This is a genomic window from Kitasatospora sp. NPDC048407, assembly GCF_043200475.1.
Classification (GTDB): domain Bacteria; phylum Actinomycetota; class Actinomycetes; order Streptomycetales; family Streptomycetaceae; genus Kitasatospora.
The window spans coordinates 1-17,475 of sequence record NZ_JBICXW010000037.1 but is presented as its reverse complement, the minus strand read 5'-3'; the positions used below and the strand labels follow the sequence as shown (position 1 = coordinate 17,475).

Annotated in this window: 15 protein-coding genes; 3 read left to right on the top strand and 12 right to left on the bottom strand. The window is 72.3% G+C overall.

What is annotated here, in order from left to right:
* Positions 1–329: 329 nt before the first annotated feature.
* Positions 330–1,697 (bottom strand): M16 family metallopeptidase, encoded by a 1,368-nt coding sequence (locus ACGFWJ_RS35085; RefSeq protein WP_392956757.1) that lies wholly within the window; start codon positions 1,695–1,697, stop codon positions 330–332.
* A gap of 29 nt (positions 1,698–1,726) precedes the next feature.
* Entirely contained in the window at positions 1,727–3,061 is a 1,335-nt protein-coding gene (locus ACGFWJ_RS35080) for a M16 family metallopeptidase (protein WP_392956730.1), read from the bottom strand.
* Positions 3,062–3,289: 228 nt separating this feature from the next.
* On the opposite strand from ACGFWJ_RS35080, the gene ACGFWJ_RS35075 reads away from it, so the two are divergent.
* Positions 3,290–5,737 carry a DNA topoisomerase (ATP-hydrolyzing) subunit A gene (locus ACGFWJ_RS35075; RefSeq protein WP_392956727.1) on the top strand — a complete coding sequence of 816 codons (2,448 nt, stop codon included), beginning with the start codon at positions 3,290–3,292 and terminating at the stop codon, positions 5,735–5,737.
* A 58-nt stretch (positions 5,738–5,795) separates the two neighbouring features.
* Here the strand turns inward: ACGFWJ_RS35075 and ACGFWJ_RS35070 are convergent, their stop codons facing one another.
* From ACGFWJ_RS35070 to ACGFWJ_RS35055, 4 genes are read right to left on the bottom strand one after another with little or no spacing between them, the layout of a single operon-like run.
* On the bottom strand, positions 5,796–6,425 hold the full coding sequence (locus ACGFWJ_RS35070; protein ID WP_392956725.1) for a hypothetical protein: 630 nt from the start codon (positions 6,423–6,425) through the stop codon (positions 5,796–5,798).
* The gene (locus ACGFWJ_RS35065; protein ID WP_392956723.1) at positions 6,422–6,982 is read right to left on the bottom strand and encodes a hypothetical protein; all 561 of its coding nucleotides are present in this window, start codon (positions 6,980–6,982) and stop codon (positions 6,422–6,424) included. The genes ACGFWJ_RS35070 and ACGFWJ_RS35065 overlap by 4 nt, the downstream gene beginning before the upstream one ends.
* The gene (locus ACGFWJ_RS35060) at positions 6,982–8,436 is read right to left on the bottom strand and encodes a putative T7SS-secreted protein (RefSeq protein ID WP_392956722.1); all 1,455 of its coding nucleotides are present in this window, start codon (positions 8,434–8,436) and stop codon (positions 6,982–6,984) included. The genes ACGFWJ_RS35065 and ACGFWJ_RS35060 overlap by 1 nt, the downstream gene beginning before the upstream one ends.
* On the bottom strand, positions 8,433–8,729 hold the full coding sequence (locus tag ACGFWJ_RS35055; RefSeq protein ID WP_380476393.1) for a WXG100 family type VII secretion target: 297 nt from the start codon (positions 8,727–8,729) through the stop codon (positions 8,433–8,435). Before ACGFWJ_RS35055 ends, ACGFWJ_RS35060 begins: the two co-directional genes overlap by 4 nt.
* A 121-nt stretch (positions 8,730–8,850) precedes the next feature.
* Here ACGFWJ_RS35055 and ACGFWJ_RS35050 point away from each other — a divergent pair, with 121 nt between their 5' ends.
* Positions 8,851–9,756: a sucrase ferredoxin gene (locus tag ACGFWJ_RS35050; protein ID WP_392956720.1), complete on the top strand. Its 906-nt coding sequence runs from the start codon at positions 8,851–8,853 to the stop codon at positions 9,754–9,756.
* A 48-nt stretch (positions 9,757–9,804) separates the two neighbouring features.
* Here the strand turns inward: ACGFWJ_RS35050 and ACGFWJ_RS35045 are convergent, their stop codons facing one another.
* From ACGFWJ_RS35045 to ACGFWJ_RS35020, 6 genes are all read right to left on the bottom strand, one after another.
* On the bottom strand, positions 9,805–11,412 hold the full coding sequence (locus ACGFWJ_RS35045; protein ID WP_392956719.1) for a cation acetate symporter: 1,608 nt from the start codon (positions 11,410–11,412) through the stop codon (positions 9,805–9,807).
* Positions 11,409–11,834: a DUF485 domain-containing protein gene (locus ACGFWJ_RS35040; protein ID WP_387648861.1), complete on the bottom strand. Its 426-nt coding sequence runs from the start codon at positions 11,832–11,834 to the stop codon at positions 11,409–11,411. The genes ACGFWJ_RS35045 and ACGFWJ_RS35040 overlap by 4 nt, the downstream gene beginning before the upstream one ends.
* Before the next feature lie 114 nt (positions 11,835–11,948).
* On the bottom strand, positions 11,949–12,671 hold the full coding sequence (locus ACGFWJ_RS35035) for a response regulator (protein ID WP_392956756.1): 723 nt from the start codon (positions 12,669–12,671) through the stop codon (positions 11,949–11,951).
* A gap of 11 nt (positions 12,672–12,682) precedes the next feature.
* Complete coding sequence (locus tag ACGFWJ_RS35030) at positions 12,683–13,843, bottom strand: sensor histidine kinase (RefSeq protein ID WP_392956718.1); 1,161 nt, start codon at positions 13,841–13,843, stop codon at positions 12,683–12,685.
* A 75-nt stretch (positions 13,844–13,918) separates the two neighbouring features.
* Entirely contained in the window at positions 13,919–14,404 is a 486-nt protein-coding gene (locus ACGFWJ_RS35025) for a DUF1453 domain-containing protein (protein WP_392956717.1), read from the bottom strand.
* Positions 14,405–14,544: 140 nt separating this feature from the next.
* Complete coding sequence (locus tag ACGFWJ_RS35020) at positions 14,545–16,695, bottom strand: type IIA DNA topoisomerase subunit B (RefSeq protein ID WP_387866681.1); 2,151 nt, start codon at positions 16,693–16,695, stop codon at positions 14,545–14,547.
* Positions 16,696–17,124: 429 nt separating this feature from the next.
* Here ACGFWJ_RS35020 and ACGFWJ_RS35015 point away from each other — a divergent pair, with 429 nt between their 5' ends.
* Positions 17,125–17,355, top strand: a complete 231-nt coding sequence (locus tag ACGFWJ_RS35015) for a hypothetical protein (protein ID WP_387648848.1) — start codon at positions 17,125–17,127, stop codon at positions 17,353–17,355.
* The last annotated feature ends 120 nt before the right edge of the window (positions 17,356–17,475 follow it).

Here is a 17,475-nt window from a genome sequence, read left to right as displayed (position 1 = left end):
GGTCCGTGAGTTCATGGTGCCGCACAAAAACGCCCGGTGCGGCGGCGGGGAGGATCGGGGGGCGGCCCGGCATGGCGGGACCGCGGGCGGCAGACGGTGCTGCGCGGCGACTGCTCAGGCAGTTCGGTACGAACAACGGAAGGGCAGCCTCGGGGAGCGTCGTCGTGGCTCGACCCGCATGGTGACCGCCTCCTTCCGCTTTCGTCGCGACCGCGCGCCTCTCGCCCGGCCGGGGATATCTACCCACGCCCGGCGGCGGTGGCGCAATCGATTAAAACGCCGAGGGCCCGACGGAGCCGATGCCCCGTCGGACCCTCGTGCGCAGCAGGTCAGTTGGCGATGACCGTGACGTCCCCGATACCGAGCGCCTTGACCGGCTCGGCGATCACCGAGGCGTCGCCGACCAGCACGGTGACCAGCCGGTCCGGCGGGAAGGCGGCGACCACGGCGCGGGTGGCCGCGTCGGTGTCGAGCTCGGCCAGCTGCCGGTACAGCTCGGCCTGGTAGGTGTCCGGCAGGTACTGCTCGACCTGGTCGGCCAGGGTGGCGGCGACCGACCCGGCCGTCTCGTACTTCAGCGGGGCGACGCCGACCAGGAACTGGACGGCCTCCTCGCGCTCCGCGTCGGTCAGGCCCTCGGCGGCCAGCGTGCGCAGGATGGTCCAGGTGTCCTCCAGCGCGGGCGCGGTGGACTCGGTGTCCACCGAGCCGCTGATCGCCAGCAGCCCGCGGCCGGAGCCGTCGGCGGCGGAGCGCAGCGACTGGGCGAACGCCCGGACGCCGTAGGTGTAGCCCTTCTCCTCGCGCAGCACCCGGTCGAGCCGGGAGGTGAGGGTGCCGCCGAGGCAGTAGATGCCGAGGACCTGCGCGGCCCACGCCGGGTCGTGCCGGTCCGGACCGATCCGGCCGATCAGCAGCTGGGTCTGCACCGAGCCGGGCCGGTCGACGATGACCACCCGGCCGGTGTCGTCGGCGACCACCGGGCCGTGCACCGACGGCTCGGCGCTCTCGCCGGTCCACCGGCCGAGGGTGGACTCCAGCAGCGCGGTCAGGTCGATGCCGGTGAGGTCGCCGACCACCACGGCGGTGGTGGTGGACGGGCGCAGGTGGGCGTCGTAGTACGCCTTCACCGCGTCCCGGTCGATCCGCTTGACGCTGTCGGTGGAGCCGGCCCGCGGCCGGGACAGCCGGTCGGCCTCGGCGAACAGCGTGGCGTACAGCGCCTTGGCCGAGCGCCGGGACGGGTTGGCCTGCTCGTGGACGATCTCGTCGAGGCGGTTGGCGACCAGCCGCTCGATCTCGTCCGCGGGCAGCGCCGGCACCCGCAGGGCGTCGCCGAGCAGGGTGAGGCCGCGCTCCAGCCGGGAGGCCGGGACCTCCAGCGAGACCCGCAGCGCCGGGTGGTCGGCGTGCGCGTCCAGGGTGGCGCCGGCCCGCTCCAGCTCGGCCGCGAACTCCTCGGCGGTGAGCGTGTCGGTGCCCTCGGAGAGCGCCCGGGACAGGATCGAGGCGACGCCGTCCAGGCCCTCGGGCTCGGCGGCCAGCGGCGCGTCCACCACCACGTCGACGGCGACCAGCTGCTGGCCGGGGCGGTGGCAGTGCAGCACCGTCAGGCCGTTGGCCAGGGTGAGCCGTTCGGGAGCCGGGAACGCCCACGGGGTGGGGGTGCCGGGCTGCGGCTGCGGGTGGAAGTCCATCGCCGGGATGTACTGCGCGGGGGTGTCGCTCATGCCGCCGCCTCCTCGTTCTCGGAGCTGTCGTCGTCGGTGCTGTCGTCGGGGGTCGGCTCGTACACCAGCACCGCCCGGTTGTCGGGGCGCAGCCGCGCGGCGGCCACCTCGCGGACTTCCTCGGCGGTGACGTCGAGGACCTTCGGCAGGGCGCTGTTGAGCAGCTTCGGGTCGCCGAACAGCACGGCGTAGCGGCAGAGTTCGTCGGCGCGGCCGGCCACCGTGGTGAGCCGGTCCAGCCACTCCCGCTCGATCTGGGCCTGGGCGCGCTCGAGTTCCTCGGCGGTGGGGCCCTCGGCGGCGAACCGGGCGAGCTCCTCGTCGACGGCGGTCTCGATCTGCTCCAGGGTGGCGTCGCCACCGGCCTTGACGTCCAGCCAGCCCAGCGAGGGCGCGCCGGCCAGCCGCAGCAGGCCGAAGCCGGCCGCGACGGCGGTGCGGTCGCGGCGGACCAGCCGGTTGTACAGCCGGGAGGACTCGCCGCTGCCGAGGATGGTCAGCGCCAGGTCGGCGGCGTCGGCCTCGCGGGTGCCGTCGTGCGGCAGCCGGTAGGCGGCCATCAGCGCGCGGGAGGGGACGTCCTCGCGGATCAGCTCGCGCACCTCGGCACCGATGGTGTCGGGCAGCGAGCCGTCGCGCGGCGGCTGCTTGCCGTCGTGGCTGGGGATGGAGCCGAAGTACTTCTCCACCCAGGCGATGGTCTGCTCGGGGTCGAGGTCGCCGACGATCGACAGCACCGCGTTGTTGGGCGCGTAGTACGTCCGGAAGAACGCCCGGGCGTCCTCCAGGGTGGCGGCGTCCAGGTCGGCCATCGAGCCGATCGGGGTGTGGTGGTAGGGGTGCTCGCCGGGGAAGGACAGCGCGGTGAGCTTCTCGAACGCGGTGCCGTAGGGCACGTTGTCGTAGCGCTGGCGGCGCTCGTTCTTCACCACGTCGCGCTGGTTCTCCATGGACGTGTCGTCCAGGGCGGCCAGCAGCGAGCCCATCCGGTCGGCCTCCAGCCAGAGCGCGAGCTCCAGTTGGTGCGCGGGCATGGTCTCGAAGTAGTTGGTGCGCTCGAAGCTGGTGGTGCCGTTGAGCGAGCCGCCGGCGCCCTGGACCAGTTCGAAGTGCCCGTTGTTGGAGACGTTCGCCGAGCCCTGGAACATCAGGTGCTCGAAGAGGTGGGCCAGACCGGTGCGCCCCTTCACCTCGTGCCGGGAGCCCACGTCGTACCACAGGCACACGGCCGTGACCGGAGTGAGGTGGTCCTCGGAGAGCACGACGCGCAGGCCGTTGGCCAGGCGGTGTTCGGTGATGGCGAGGCCGCTGGCGGGGCCGGGGTTGGCCATGCGGGGGTCCTTCCCGTCGTCGGTTCCGGAGTGTCCGGGCCGGGGGCTTGTGACGTCCCCCATTCTGGTGCAACGCCCGGTGGTGCCGTCAGGTGTCCGTGCGTCGGGCGCGTTCGCCAGCGGCGGAAGCGGCCCGGGTGACAGGCGGTGTCCCACCGAGGGTCCACAATGGGGGGCGTTCATGCCTTGGCCCTGCCCACCCCAGTACCGCAAGGGAGCCCCGCAGCGATGGCCCGCCGCAGTTCGCCCACCCCGCCGCCCGGTGACTTCGAGGAGCGCATCCTCGATGTCGATGTCGTGGACGAGATGCAGGGCTCGTTCCTGGAGTACGCCTACTCGGTGATCTACTCCCGGGCCCTGCCGGACGCCCGCGACGGCCTGAAGCCGGTGCATCGCCGGATCCTCTACCAGGCCAACGAAATGGGCCTGCGCCCGGAGCGCGGCCACGTCAAGTGCGCCCGCCTGGTCGGCGAGGTGATGGGCCGTCTCCACCCGCACGGCGACGCCTCGATCTACGACGCCGTGGTACGCATGGCGCAGCCGTTCTCGATGCGGCTGCCGCTGATCGACGGTCACGGAAACTTCGGCTCGCTCGGCAACGACGACCCGCCGGCCGCGATGCGCTACACCGAGTCCCGGCTGACGGCCGCCTCGATGTCGATGGTGGAGTCGATCCACGAGGACACCGTCGACTTCGGCCCGAACTACGACGGCTCCGAGCAGGAGCCCCAGGTGCTCCCCTCGGCGTACCCGAACCTGCTGGTCAACGGCGCCACCGGAATCGCGGTCGGCATGGCCACCAACATGCCGCCGCACAACCTGTCCGAAGTGGTGGCCGCCGCCCGGCACTTGATCAAGCACCCGGCCGCGGACCTGGAAACCCTGATGCGGTTCGTCCCCGGCCCGGACCTGCCGACCGGCGGCCGGATCGTCGGCCTGTCCGGCATCCGCGACGCGTACGAGTCCGGCCGCGGCACCTTCAAGATCCGCGCCACCACCACGATCGAGAACGTCACCGCCCGCCGCAAGGGCATCGTGGTCACCGAACTGCCGTACACCGTCGGCCCGGAGAAGGTGATCGCGAAGATCAAGGACCTGGTCAACGCGAAGAAGCTCCAGGGCATCGCCGACGTCAAGGACCTCACCGACCGCGAGCACGGCCTGCGCCTCGTCATCGAGGTGAAGAACGGCTTCGTCCCCGAGGCGCTGCTGGAGCAGCTGTACAAGTTGACGCCGATGGAGGAGACCTTCGGCATCAACAACGTGGCGCTGGTGGACGGCCAGCCGCTGACGCTGGGCCTGAAGGAGCTGCTGGAGGTCTACGTCGACCACCGCTTCACGGTGGTCAAGCGCCGCAGCGACTTCCGCCGCCGCAAGCGCCAGGACCGACTGCACCTGGTCGAGGGCCTGCTGATCGCCCTGGTCGACATCGACGAGGTGATCGCGATCATCCGCAACAGCGACGACGCGGCCCAGGCCAAGAACCGGCTGATGGAGCGCTTCGGCATCTCCGAGACGCAGACCGCGTACATCCTGGACACCCCGCTGCGCCGGCTCACCCGCTTCGACCGGGTCGAGCTGGAGGCCGAGCAGGCCAAGCTGCTCAAGGAGATCGCCGAGCTGACCGAGATCCTGGAGTCCGACACCAAGCTGCGTTCCGTGGTGTCCTCCGAACTCGGCGCGGTGGCCAAGCAGTTCGGCACCGAGCGGCGCACCGTGCTGCTGGAGGCCGGATCGGTGCCGTCGGCGGCGCTGTCGGTGCCGCTGGAGGTCGCGGACGACCCGTGCCGGGTGCTGCTGTCCTCCACCGGCCTGCTCGCCCGCACCTTCGACCTGGAGCCGGTCACCGACGAGCCGTCCCGGGCCAAGCACGACGTGCTGGTCTCCGCCGTCCCCGCCACCGCGCGCGGCGACATCGGCGTGGTCACCACGGCCGGCCGGGTGCTGCGCCTGCCGGTCATCGACCTGCCGGCGCTGCCCCCGGGCACCACGGCGCTGGCCGGCGGGGCCGCGGTCTCCGAGTTCCTCCGGCTGGAGGCCGACGAGACGGCGCTGGCGCTGACCACCCTGGACGAGTCCTCGCCGGGCCTGGCGCTCGGCACCGTGCAGGGCACGGTCAAGCGGGTGGTGCCCGAATGGCCCGCCAACAAGGACGAGTTCGAGGTGATCGCGCTCAAGGACGGCGACACCCTGATCGGCGCGGTCGAACTGCGCACCGGCGAGGAGGACCTGGTCTTCCTCACCTCCGACGCCCAGCTGCTGCGCTACCAGGCGAGCCAGGTCCGCCCGCAGGGCCGCCCGGCCGGCGGCATGGCCGGCATCAAGCTGGCCGACGGCGCCCGGGTGCTGTCCTTCACCGCCGTCGACCCGGCCGAGGACGCGGTGGTCCTCTCGGTGGCCGCCGCCACCGGCACGCTGGACGGCGAACAGCAGACCAGCTGGAAGCTCACCCCGTTCGACCAGTACCCGCGCAAGGGCCGGGCCACCGGCGGCGTCCGCTGCCAGCGCTTCCTGCGCGGCGAGGACGGCCTGGCGTTCGCCTGGGCCGGCCCGGTGCCCGCCCTCGGCGCCGCCGCCAACGGCCAGCCCGTCACCCTCCCGGAGCGCGACCCGCGCCGCGACGGCTCCGGCACCCCGGTGCCGGCGCAGATCGCGGCGGTCGGCGGCCGGATGTGACGAAACGGCGGGCGCCCCCTCGCACGAGGGGGCGCCCGCCGTTTTCACCCGTGCGGATTCAGAACAGCGGCACGCGCTCCGCGGGGCGCTGCACCGGCAGCGGCGCCGGATCGTCCGTCAACACCTCGACGGTGTCGGTCAGTTCGGACAGCAGCGCGACGTACTCCGGCAGGTCGGGCAGCGACGGCGTCGTCAACGAGAACACCAGCAGCTCGGAGATCTCCGGCAGCGGCAGGTAGACGTCCATCCGGACCAGCGGCAGCGCCGGCTGCTCGGGCACCGGCGTCCACTCGACGCCGCTGAACGCCACCACGGCCGGGCCCTGCTCGGTCTCGGTGCGGTGCACGTCGGCGGCCGGGTCCAGCGAGAGGACCTCCTCCAGCGTCTCGATCACCGCCTCCGGGTCGGCCGCCGGCTCCAGCGTCTCGCTGCGGGCCACCAGCGACGCGGTGGACACCCGGTCGTCCTCGGTGGCCATCAGGCACACCCCGGCGTAGCTCGCACCGTCCTCGGCGGCGGCGTCGGCCAGCTCGCCGTAGAACTGCTGGACGCCCGCACGCTGCGCCTCGGTGCCGCCCGCCCATATCTCGCACGCCAACTCCCGCAGGTGGACGGCGCGTTGATCATCGTCCAGGTGCATGCCGAGGTCGTGGAAGTGCACCGGCACGTCGAAGGTGTAGCTGCTCATCGGGCCACCGTCCGGTTCCACGCGGCCACGGGGGCAACGGGGGCCAGCTCGACGCCGAACTCGCCCGCGGAGCGGGCCGTCAGGCCGTGCTCGGCGGCGATCGCGTGGATCCGCTCCGGCCGCACGCCCCGGTAGTCCTTCGGGGAGAGCAGGAACGCGGACATCTCGCTTCCCCAGCGCAGCCCGGCCCAGCCGTCGAGCTCCTGCTTCCCGGCCGGCCGGCGCGCGTAGGCCGCGGCCGCGGTGCGGCAGATCGCCGCCATCCGGGCGTCCCAGAGCCGCTCGCCGTCGCCCCACTCGCGGACCAGCCGGACCGGGCCGACGAACCTGGTCAGCGGCCGCAGCAGCATCCGCAGCCAGCCCCGGTCCGGCCACTCCAGGTCGGTGGCCACCTCGATCACCACGAATACCGGCACGTACAGCAGCCGGGCCATCAGGTCCAGCGGGACCAGCACCCACTGGACGGCGAACCACAGCACCAGCCCGATCCGCGAGCGCCGCCCCGCCGACGGGGTCAACGGCGCTGTGCCGTACGTCAACGGCGGTGTGCCGTACATCAGTTGCCTCCGCTGAACTGGTCGTGGATGCCGGTGACGATGCCCGGCAGCGAGGGCACCCCGTTGATGCCCCGGCTCCACCAGGACATCGGGTCGAGGCTGCCGTCGGCCCGGATCGCGTTCTGGAACGAGGGGATCGAGCGCAGGCCTGGCAGGTTGGCGACCCGGGTGGACTTGAACGTGTCGACCGCGGTGCCGTACACCGACTCGGCGACGTGCTTCTCCCAGGCGAACTTCATCCGGTTGCCCATGCCGGGCAGCGCCTTGAAGGTGGTCTTCAGCGCGCCCTCCGCGCCGATCTCGGTGACCCGGACGGCCGACCCGCGCAGTGCGTCGCCCATGTGGTCGACGATCTGGCTCTTGGCGATCTCCCGGACCTTCCCGCCGGTCTGCCGCATCACCGTCCCGCCGGTCTCCAGCGCCACCTTCTCGATCTTCGGGACCAGCTTGGTGGTGACCTTCATGACCGGCTTGGCCGCCGTTCCGACCAGCTTGCCGAAGGGCAGCGCACCCAGCCCGTCGCCGACCAGGTCCATCGCGCTGACGTCCGCGCCGCCGAGCTTCGCCAGGCCGTGGCTGGCCAGCGCACCCGCCGAGAGCACGCCGCCGGCCAACGCCAGCGCGCCGGACAGCGGCGGGAACCACAGGGTGCACAGGGCTGCCACGCCCAGGATGGTGGAGGCGATGCCCAGCCAGTCGCCGATCTTCTTCAGCAGGTCGGCGTGCTTGGTGGCCCACTCCTTGAGCGCGTGCCCGGCCCGCTTCAGGGCGTCCTTGAAGCCGTCCCACATGCTGGTGGACGGCGCGTTCTGGTTTGCCTTGCGCAGGGCCCGGGCGACCTTCGCGGCCTCGTCCTGGTGATCCTCGCGAAGTTCCTTCGCCTGCTTCACTATCGCCCGGAAGGCGTCCTCGGCGTTCTCCAACGCCTGCTTGGCGTCGTCGAGTTCCTCGCCGGCCGCGTTCAACTCGCGCTGCGCGGCGTCGATCTCGGCCTGGGCCTGCCGCAGCTGCGCGTCGTCGGTGTACATCCGCCCGGCCAGCCGGAACGCCGGGGCGCCGGCCGCCGTCTCGTACCGCGAGCGAGCGCCGTCCTGCTGACGCTCGCAGGTCTCGCAGCGCCGCTTGGCCGCCTCCGCGTCCGCCTCGTAGCGTCTCGCCACCTCCTGGAAGTGCGTCAACTGGCCGCGCCAGTTCTCCAGTTGCCGGGCCGCCGTGCGCACCGCGTCGTCGCTGTCGCGGAGCAGGCCGGGCAGTTCGCCGACCTTCCCGGCGAACGCGCGCGCCGCGTCGCCGCGCCAGCTGCCGCCGGCCCGGGTGAGCCGCTCCAGGGTGCCGTGGGCACTCTCCAGCGCCCCGGCCGCGGTGGTCAGCCGCCGCACCAACTCGTCCACGCTGCCCGGGTTTCCGGGTGCCGGGTCGAAGCCCAGCGCCGGGAACTGCGCCGTGTCGTTCACGCGGCACCGCCGCCGAACGCGTCGCGCAGGGCCTGGTCGGTCTCCGCGTAGGCCCGCCGGGTGATGGTCAGCCCCTCCTCCACCTGCTGGGTGGACTCGGCGATCTTCTTGATCGCGTCGTCCCAGCTGTCGTGGAACTCGTCGCAGGCGTGGTCCAGCGACGTGGCGCCGGTGGTCTTCGGCCCGGTGTCGCGCATCGCGTTCAACGCGGTGCGCAGCTCGTCCTGACTGCGGTGCAGGTCAGCCAGCAGACGGTCCAGGTCCGCCACGTCGACCGCGAAAAACGACCCCAAGACTCCCCCAAAATAACGTCAACTCCAGGTAATGGGGCTCAGCATAATCCGTGCCCGCCGCGACGCTCCGCACGCGAAGCTCCGTCCACCCCGCACCGCCACCCGGACATAAGGTGGGCAGGTGAGCACCTGTACGACGCTGTCGCGCGAACTGACCGAGCCGCTGGCCGCCACCGCGGCCACCGCCACCACCTGGCTGCTGCTCGAACAGCCCGGCCCGTGGGGCGCCCAGGCGCTCACCGCCAGCCACCTCGACCACGAGCTCGGCGCCGCGCTGGAGCTGGCGGCCGAGGGCACCGGTGTCCGGATCGCGCTGATCCGCCGGCCCGGCCGGCACGCCGACACCGACACCGCGGCCCGCCACGAGGTGCTGATCGCGCACACCGCGCCCGCCGACCCGTGGGTGCGCCGGGCCCGGCTGGACTCCCCCGCCGAACTGCTCGGCCTCGACTTCGCCGCCCTCGGCGCGGGCCGCCACGACGGCTTCGGCAGCGAACACATCGGCGGCCCGATCGCCCTGGTGTGCACCAACGGCCGCCGCGACCGCTGCTGCGCACTGCTCGGCCGCCCGCTGGCCGCCGACCTGCTGTCCGCCGGCCACAGCGAGGTCTGGGAGGTCACCCACCTCGGCGGCCACCGCTTCTCCCCCACCATGCTGGTGCTGCCGCACGGCTACGCGTACGGCCGGCTCACCGCGGAGTCCGCCAAGGAGGTGCTGTCCGCCACCGCCGCCGGCCACACCGTCCCCGCCCACGCGCGCGGCCGCTCGTACTGGCCCCGCCCGTCCCAGGCCGCCGAGCAGGCCGTCCGCGACCTGACCGGCGAGAGCGCCGCCGACGCGCTGACCATGCGTCAGTCCCCGGACGGCGACGGCTGGACGGTCGAGGTCGCGCACACCGACGGCCGCCGCTGGCGGGCGACGGTCGCGGAGGCCGCGAGCGAGCCGCCCCGCGCCGAGAGCTGCGGCAAGGCCCCGGGCACCCCGTCCCGGATGGACGTCACCGCCCTCGCGGCCGTCACCGAATGACGAACGGGCCCCGCACCACCCGGTGCGGGGCCCGTCGTCGACGCTCCGTCAGGCGGCTCCGGCGCCGGTCAGGGCGCGGACCTCCAGCTCGGCGTAACCGTCCTCGTCGGCGGGCTCCCGGTCCAGCAGGGTGCCCAGCCAGCCGGCCAGGAAGCCGAGCGGGATGGAGACCAGTCCGGGGTTCTCCAGCGGGAACCAGTGGAAGTCCATGCCGGGCAGCACCGAGGTCTTCGCCCCGGAGACGACCGGCGAGAACAGCACCAGCACCACCGCCGGGACCAGGCCGCCGTAAACCGACCAGACCGCGCCCCGGGTGGAGAAGCGCTTCCAGAACAGCGAGTACAGCAGCGTCGGCAGGTTCGCCGAGGCGGCCACCGCGAACGCCAGGCCGACCAGGAAGGCGACGTTCAGGCGCTGCGCGTAGAGGCTGAGCACGATCGCGAGCCCGCCGATCACCACGGCGGAGACCCGGGCCGCGATCACCTCCTCGCGCTCGGACACCTGCCGGCTGCCCTCCCGCCGCCAGGCCCGGGCGTACAGGTCGTGGGCGAAGGCCGCGGAGGACGCCAGGGTGAGCCCCGCGACCACCGCCAGGATGGTGGCGAACGCGATCGCCGAGATCACCGCGAACAGCAGCAGGCCCCAGGTCGAGCCGTCGCCGCCGCCGAGGTCCAGGGCGAGCAGCGGAACGGCCGTGTTGCCCGCCGAGTTGGACACCCGGAGGTCGTGTCCGCCGACCACCGCGCCCGCCCCGAGCCCGAGCACGATCGCCATCAGGTAGAACGAGCCGATCAGGCCGATCGCCCACATCGTGGAGCGCCGGGCGGCCCGCGCGGTCGGCACCGTGTAGAACCGGCTGAGGATGTGCGGCAGTCCGCCGGTGCCGAGCACCAGCGCCAGGCCGAGGCTGACGAAGTCCAGCCGGTCGAGCGCGCTGGAGCCGTAGTTGAGGCCCGGCCGCAGGTACTTCTCGCCCTCGCCGCTGCGCCGCGCGGCGGTCTCCATCAGCGCGCCCAGGTCGCCGTGGAAGCGGGCCACCACCAGCACCGTGAGCAGCACCGAACCGCCCACCAGCAGGAAGGCCTTGACGATCTGGATCCAGGTGGTGGCGCGCATTCCGCCGACCGTCACGTAGACGATCATCAGGGCGCCGACCCCGATGATGGTCCACGCCTTGGCGGCCCCGCTGTTGGTGCCCAGCAGCAGCGCGACCAGGCTGCCCGCGCCGACCATCTGCGCGATCAGGTACATCAGCGTGACGACCATGGACGACAGGCCGGCCGCGGCCCGCACCGGCCGCTGGCGCATCCGCAGCGCCAGCACGTCGGCCAGCGTGTACCGGCCCGCGTTGCGGACCAGTTCGGACACCAGCATCAGCACGACCAGCCAGGCGACCAGGAAGCCGATGCTGTAGAGCACGCCGTCGTAGCCGTACAGCGCGATCAGTCCGGTCACGCCCAGGAAGGAGGCGGCGGACAGGTAGTCGCCGGACAGCGCGAAGCCGTTCTGCAGCGGGGAGAAGTCCCGGCCGCCGGCGAAGAAGTCCTCGGCGGCGTGGCCGCGGCGGCCGACCCAGACGGTGATGGTCAGCGTCACCGCGACGACGACGGCGAACAGGGCGACGGCGAGGCCGTGGTTGGGGTGGTGAGCGGTCATCGCAGCTGGTCCTGGGTGTCCCAGCGCAGCTCGAGGGCGGCTCGATCGCGCTTGGTGCGGGCATTACGGGCGTAGAGCCAGGTGAGCAGGAACGTCGAGGCGAACTGGCCGAGGCCGAGCGTCCAGGCCACGTTCAGCGGCCCGGCGATCCGGCGGCCCAGCAGGTCCGGCATGAAGGCCTCGGCCGTCACGAACAGCAGGTACCAGGCCAGGAACCCGGCGCTGGCCGGGAACACGAACGAGCGGTAGCCCCGCCGGATCTCCTGGAAGGCCTCACTGTCCTGGACGCTCCGGTACACCGCGCCCCCGACCCGGTCCTCCGGCGGCACCGCGTCCACTTCCGCACTGCGCCGCGGCGCCACCACCCGCGGTTGGGGGGCGGCGGTCCCGGCCCACCAGTCGACTCTCTCCTGCTGCGCCACTTGCCGACACCTCATCATTTCGGTCGTTACGACCGAACCATGATGGAGTGTCACAAACCACACAACGAAACCCATGAAGAAACCTTCAACCAAAGCGGCGAAAGGGCGGTACGTTCACAAACCTTCGGAAATTCCATGCTTGAAGGCGTACGCGACGGCCTGCGCACGGTCCCGGACCGCCGTCTTCGCGAAAAGGTTGTTGATATGGGTTTTCACCGTTGCGGGGCTGACGAACAACCTCTCGGCGATCTCCGCGTTGGACAGTCCGGACGCGATCAGCGCCAGCACCTCGGCCTCCCGCTGGGTCAGCCCGTCCGGCAGCACCGCCCGGGCGGTTTTCCCGGCCTCGGGCTTCGACGGCCGCACCGGCTCCGGGGCCCCGCTCGGCGGCGGACTGGTGCTCGGCGCGCCCGAAAGCCGCTCCAGCAGCCGCAGTTGGACCTGCGGGGAGAGCCCAGCCGCGCCCGAACGGACGTCCGCGACCGCGCGGGCGATCTCCTCCGCGCCGGCGTCCTTGGTCAGGAAGCCGCGCGCCCCGGCCTGCAGCGCGGAGAACAGCGAATCGTCGTCGGCGTACGTGGTGAGCACCACCACCTCGGTGCCCGGGTGCTCGGCGCGGATCCGCCGGGTGGCCTCCACACCGTCGCAGCGCGGCATCCGCAGGTCCATCAGCACCACGTCGGGGGCGTGTTCGGCGACCAGCCGCACCGCCTCCTCGCCGTCCGCCGCCGAGCCGACCACCGTGATGCCCGGCAGCAGGCCGAGCAGCATCACGATGCCCTCGCGGACCACGGTCTGGTCGTCGGCGACCACCACCCGGATCGGTCCGCCCGTCATCTCCGCACCCGTCACGTCGGCACCCGCAGCAGCACGCGCCACCCTCCCTCCTCGGGGCCCGCCAGCAGTTCGCCGCCGAGCAGTTCCGCGCGTTCGCGCATCCCGAGCAGACCGTACCCGCTCCCGCTGTCCCCCAGCACCGGGTGGCCGCCGCGGGGCGCCCGGGAGTTGTGCACCCGCAGCTCCACCGCACCGTCCAGGTAGCCGAGTCGGACGTCCACCCGGCCGCCGGGCGCGTGCTTGCGGGCGTTGGTCAGCGCCTCCTGGGCGACCCGGCGGACGGCCAGTCCGGCCTCGGCGGGCAGCGGGCGGGGCACCCCGTCGACGGCCAGTTCGGCCCCGGACTGCGCGGCCAGTCCGGCCACGAACTCGGTGACGGGGGCGAACTCGCCGCGCAGCGCGGACAGCGCCTGCCGGGTCTCGGTCAGCCCGTCCTGCGCCATCCGCCGGGCGGCGACCACCCGTTCGCGGATCTCCGCCCGTTCGGCGCCGGCGTCCAGCATCAGCCGGGCCGCCTCCAGGTGCACCAGCTGCGCGGACAGGCTGTGCGCGAGGACGTCGTGGATCTCCCGGGCGATCCTGGCCCGCTCGGCGAGCGCCGCGGACTCCGCCTGCGCGACCTGCGCGGCCCGTTCCTGGGCGAGCAGGGCGCGCTGCGCGGCGCGGGCCTGGCTGTCCAGGCGCAGCAGGTAGCCGAGCAGTCCGAGGCCGCCCGCGACGGCCAGCATCATCAGCATCGAGTCGCCCGAGCTGAGACCGTAACTGCCCAGCGCGGCACCGGCGGTGAGCAGCCCGGCGGCCAGCGGCAGCCGGATCACGGCGAGCACCGCGAGCCCGCACCAGATCACCGAGGCCAGCGTGTCGGCGCCGCCTTCGTGGGCCAGCGCGGAGAACACCAGCAGCCCGGCGGCGCAGCCCAGCGCGGGCCACAGCCGCTGGGCCCGGCAGTTGAAGAACCAGCCGGTGAACAGGGCGGCCGATCCCGCGATCCAGAAGATCGGGGGCAGCAACCGCCAGCCGGAGTACCGCTGTTCGGCGAAGGTCCCGAACAGCACGGCGGCCAGCATCGCGCCCCGGCCGAAGAACGACAGCACGAGCCGGGCCCGGGAGCTGCGTTCCCTGATCGGGACGTCCCCGGCCGGCCACCGGGTCCAGCGTTCCAGCGTGCTCACCGGCTGTTCCTCTCTCAACGGCGGTGCCGCCGACCCCCGTTGCGGGGCCGGCGGCTCTGGTGGTCCGACGGGCCGTCAGGCGGCCAGCGTGTGCTGCTTGCCGCCGTCCAGGTGCTTGGCCCGCCACTGGATGGCCACCGAGCGGGTCAGCAGCAGCAGGCCGAGCGACAGCAGCAGCACGCTGTTGGACTGGTGGATGTGCAGCGCGACGGCCACCCCGTACCAGCCGGCGCGGATCAGGATCGCGCCGACCCAGGCGAACGCGGTGGAGGCGGTGCCCTTGGTCCACAGCGCACCGTCCGACTCGCGCCAGATCCGCACCGTCCAGCCCCAGGCGCAGCCCATGCCGACGGTGGTGATCAGCGAGCAGCCCACGATGACGGCGGCGGCGGTCTTGTGCTGCGGGTCGATCAGTACCGGGTCGCGCAGCGCGACGGCGGCCAGCACCAGCGGCAGCAGCCAGAAGCGGCGTTCGGTGTCCAGCCGGCGGGCCCGCAGCTGCCGGCCGACCACGAGGACGATCACGGCGACGGCGATCAGGACATCGGACAGGGCGGTCATTTCGGGTGCCTCCTGGGCGGGGTGTTCTCGACACCACGAACGCTACGGAGCACGGGCCGCGGAATCCTCGGAGCGCGGGTTGATCCCGCAGCTGAAAGGGCTCTCCACCCGTGGGTGGAGAGCCCTTGCGAGCGGCTTGCTCAGGCGTCGATCCGGGAGCGGTCCAGGGTGGCCGCCGAATCCACGATGAACTCCCGCCGCGGCGCGACGTCGTTGCCCATCAGCAGGTCGAAGGTCTTCTCCGCGGACTCCAGGTCGCCCAGGTTGATCCGGCGCAGGATCCGGTGCCGCGGGTCCACGGTGGTCTCCGCCAGCTGGTCGGCGTCCATCTCGCCGAGGCCCTTGTAGCGCTGGATCGGGTCCTTCCAGCGCAGCCCCTTGCCCTGGAACTCCAGCAGGGTGCGGCGCAGTTCGGCGTCCGAGTAGGTGTAGTGGTACTTCTCCTGGCCGCGCTTGGGGTTGGTCAGTTCGATCCGGTGCAGCGGCGGCACCGCGGCGAACACCCGGCCCTGCTCGACCATCGGCCGCATGTAGCGGTGGAACAGCGTCAGCAGCAGGGTGCGGATGTGGGAGCCGTCGACGTCGGCGTCGGCCATGAAGATGACCTTGCCGTACCGGGCCTGGTCGATGTCGAAGGTGCGGCCGGAGCCTGCTCCTATGACCTGGATGATCGACGCGCACTCGGCGTTCTTGAGCATGTCGCTCACCGAGGCCTTCTGGACGTTCAGGATCTTGCCGCGGATCGGCAGCAGCGCCTGGAACTCGGAGTTGCGGGCCAGCTTGGCGGTGCCCAGCGCCGAGTCGCCCTCGACGATGAACAGTTCGCTGCGGTCCACGTCGTCGCTGCGGCAGTCGGCCAGCTTGGCGGGCAGCGAGGAGGTCTCCAGCGCGGTCTTCCGGCGCTGGGCCTCCTTGTGCTGCCGGGCGGCGACCCGGGTGCGGGCGGCGGCGACGACCTTCTCCAGCACGGCCCGGGCCTGGAGCTTCTCGTCCTTCTTGGCGGAGGTGAGGAAGCTCTTCAGCTCCTTGGCCACCACCGCGGCCACGATCCGGTTGGCCGCCGAGGTGCCCAGCACCTCCTTGGTCTGCCCCTCGAACTGCGGCTCGGCCAGCCGGACGGTGACCACCGCGGTCAGGCCCTCCAGCGCGTCGTCCTTGCTGATGTCGTCCTCGGCGACCCGCAGCAGTTTGCTGGCGCGCAGCACCTCGTTGACGGTCTTGGCGAGCTGCCGCTCGAAGCCGTTGACGTGGGTGCCGCCCTTGGGGGTGGAGATGATGTTGACGAAGGAGCGCACCGTGCTGTCGTAACCGGCGCCCCAGCGCAGTGCGATGTCCACCCCGAGCTCGCGGGTGACCTCGGTGGGGGTCATGTGCCCGAGCTCGTCGAGCACCGGGACGGTCTCCTTGAAGGTGCCCTCGCCGCGCAGCCGCAGCACGTCGGAGACCGGGCGGTCGGGCGCGAGGAACTCGCAGAACTCGCTGATGCCGCCGTCGAAGCGGAAGGTGTCCTCCTGGACCTGCTCGCTCTCCGTCAGCCGCTCGTCACGGACCACGATGGTCAGGCCGGGCACCAGGAACGCGGTCTGCCGGGCGCGGGCGTGCAGCGATTCCAGCGAGAGCTTGGCGTCCTTGAGGAAGATCTGCCGGTCCGCCCAGTAGCGGATCCGGGTGCCGGTCCGGGTCTTGGCGAACTTGCCCTTCTTGGTCATTCCGCTGCCGGCCGTGAACTTCGCGTCCGGGCCGTCCTCGCCGAACGTGCCGGGGGTGCCGCGCCGGAAGCTGATCGAGTGGGTGGTGCCGGAGCGGTCGACCTCCACGTCCAGCCGGGCGGACAGCGCGTTCACCACCGAGGCGCCGACGCCGTGCAGACCGCCGGAGGCCGCGTACGAGCCGCCGCCGAACTTGCCGCCCGCGTGCAGCTTGGTCATCACCACCTCGACGCCGGACAGCCCGGTCTTGGGCTCCACGTCCACCGGGATGCCGCGGCCGTTGTCCCGCACCTCGACCGAGCCGTCCTGGTGCAGCAGCACGTCGATCCGGTCGCAGAACCCGCCGAGGGCCTCGTCCACCGAGTTGTCGATGATCTCCCACAGGCAGTGCATCAGGCCGCGACTGTCGGTCGACCCGATGTACATGCCCGGCCGCTTGCGGACCGCCTCCAGCCCTTCGAGGACGAGCAGATGCCGCGCGGTGTAGTCGGACCCGCCCTCGCCGGTCACCAGTGAGGACGGGACGGTCTTTTCTCCACTCACGCTCTGCACTCCTCCACGATGTTGACGGACACCCCGCATGCTCTCAGCAACTGAGACTTCGGCCGCCGAGGCCCGCGCGCCTTGTACGCGCTGCGCGAACACGACTCCCACCGCGAACGCGGCCCCCACCCTGCCATGCCCTGCCGACACCACGGGTCCTGGCGGACCGGGGCGGCCGGGGAGGGCGGCGGAGCTGCTGCGATGCGGTCAAACGGGGTCCGGGACGGGGCTTATGCTCCAACCCAGCGGAGGATTATGCTACGCGGACCTCGCTCCCCGGCCCGATCGGGTGTTCGAGGTGATTGGCAGACCATCGGAATCGGTACGCATGAACCACCGGTGCCCGGGGCACGCCCTCATCAACGAGACAGCAGAATCCTCAAAGAGAAAAGCCACGAGCGGGAACGAATTCGACCTGGTTGGATGTTGATCCTGGTACACAGCTCGTCGAGCTAGAGAAGAGGCGACGTGACTACTGTTCTGACCCCTGCGAGCCCGCTCACCGCGGCAGACCGCTGCGACCGTTGCGGCGCTCAGGCCTACCTGCGCGTCGTCCTTTCCAGCGGTGGAGAGCTGCTGTTCTGCGCCCACCACGGGCGTAAGTTCGAGCCCGAGCTCAAGAAGATCGCCGTGGAGATACACGACGAGAGCGAGCGCCTCTCCGGCACCTCGGCAACGGCCGGCGAGGGCGAGCGCTGACGCTCCCGCTCGTCTCCTGAGCTGCCTGAACGGCCGGGGGGGGGGCCCCGCGGGGGGGGGGGGCGCGCCCGGGGGGGGGGGGGGGGGGGGGGGGGGGGGGGGGGGGGGGGGGGGGGGGGG

Excerpts from the sequence above, each read along its gene's own strand:
- ACGFWJ_RS35085 (WP_392956757.1), bottom strand. The coding sequence starts at position 1,697 with ATGGACTTCCACCCGCAGCCGCAGCCCGGCACCCCCACCCCGTGGGCG.
- ACGFWJ_RS35080 (WP_392956730.1), bottom strand. The coding sequence starts at position 3,061 with ATGGCCAACCCCGGCCCCGCCAGCGGCCTCGCCATCACCGAACACCGC.
- ACGFWJ_RS35075 (WP_392956727.1), top strand. The coding sequence starts at position 3,290 with ATGGCCCGCCGCAGTTCGCCCACCCCGCCGCCCGGTGACTTCGAGGAG.
- ACGFWJ_RS35070 (WP_392956725.1), bottom strand. The coding sequence starts at position 6,425 with ATGAGCAGCTACACCTTCGACGTGCCGGTGCACTTCCACGACCTCGGC.
- ACGFWJ_RS35065 (WP_392956723.1), bottom strand. The coding sequence starts at position 6,982 with ATGTACGGCACACCGCCGTTGACGTACGGCACAGCGCCGTTGACCCCG.
- ACGFWJ_RS35045 (WP_392956719.1), bottom strand. The coding sequence starts at position 11,412 with ATGACCGCTCACCACCCCAACCACGGCCTCGCCGTCGCCCTGTTCGCC.
- ACGFWJ_RS35035 (WP_392956756.1), bottom strand. The coding sequence starts at position 12,671 with ATGACGGGCGGACCGATCCGGGTGGTGGTCGCCGACGACCAGACCGTG.
- ACGFWJ_RS35025 (WP_392956717.1), bottom strand. The coding sequence starts at position 14,404 with ATGACCGCCCTGTCCGATGTCCTGATCGCCGTCGCCGTGATCGTCCTC.
- ACGFWJ_RS35020 (WP_387866681.1), bottom strand. The coding sequence starts at position 16,695 with ATGCGGGGTGTCCGTCAACATCGTGGAGGAGTGCAGAGCGTGAGTGGA.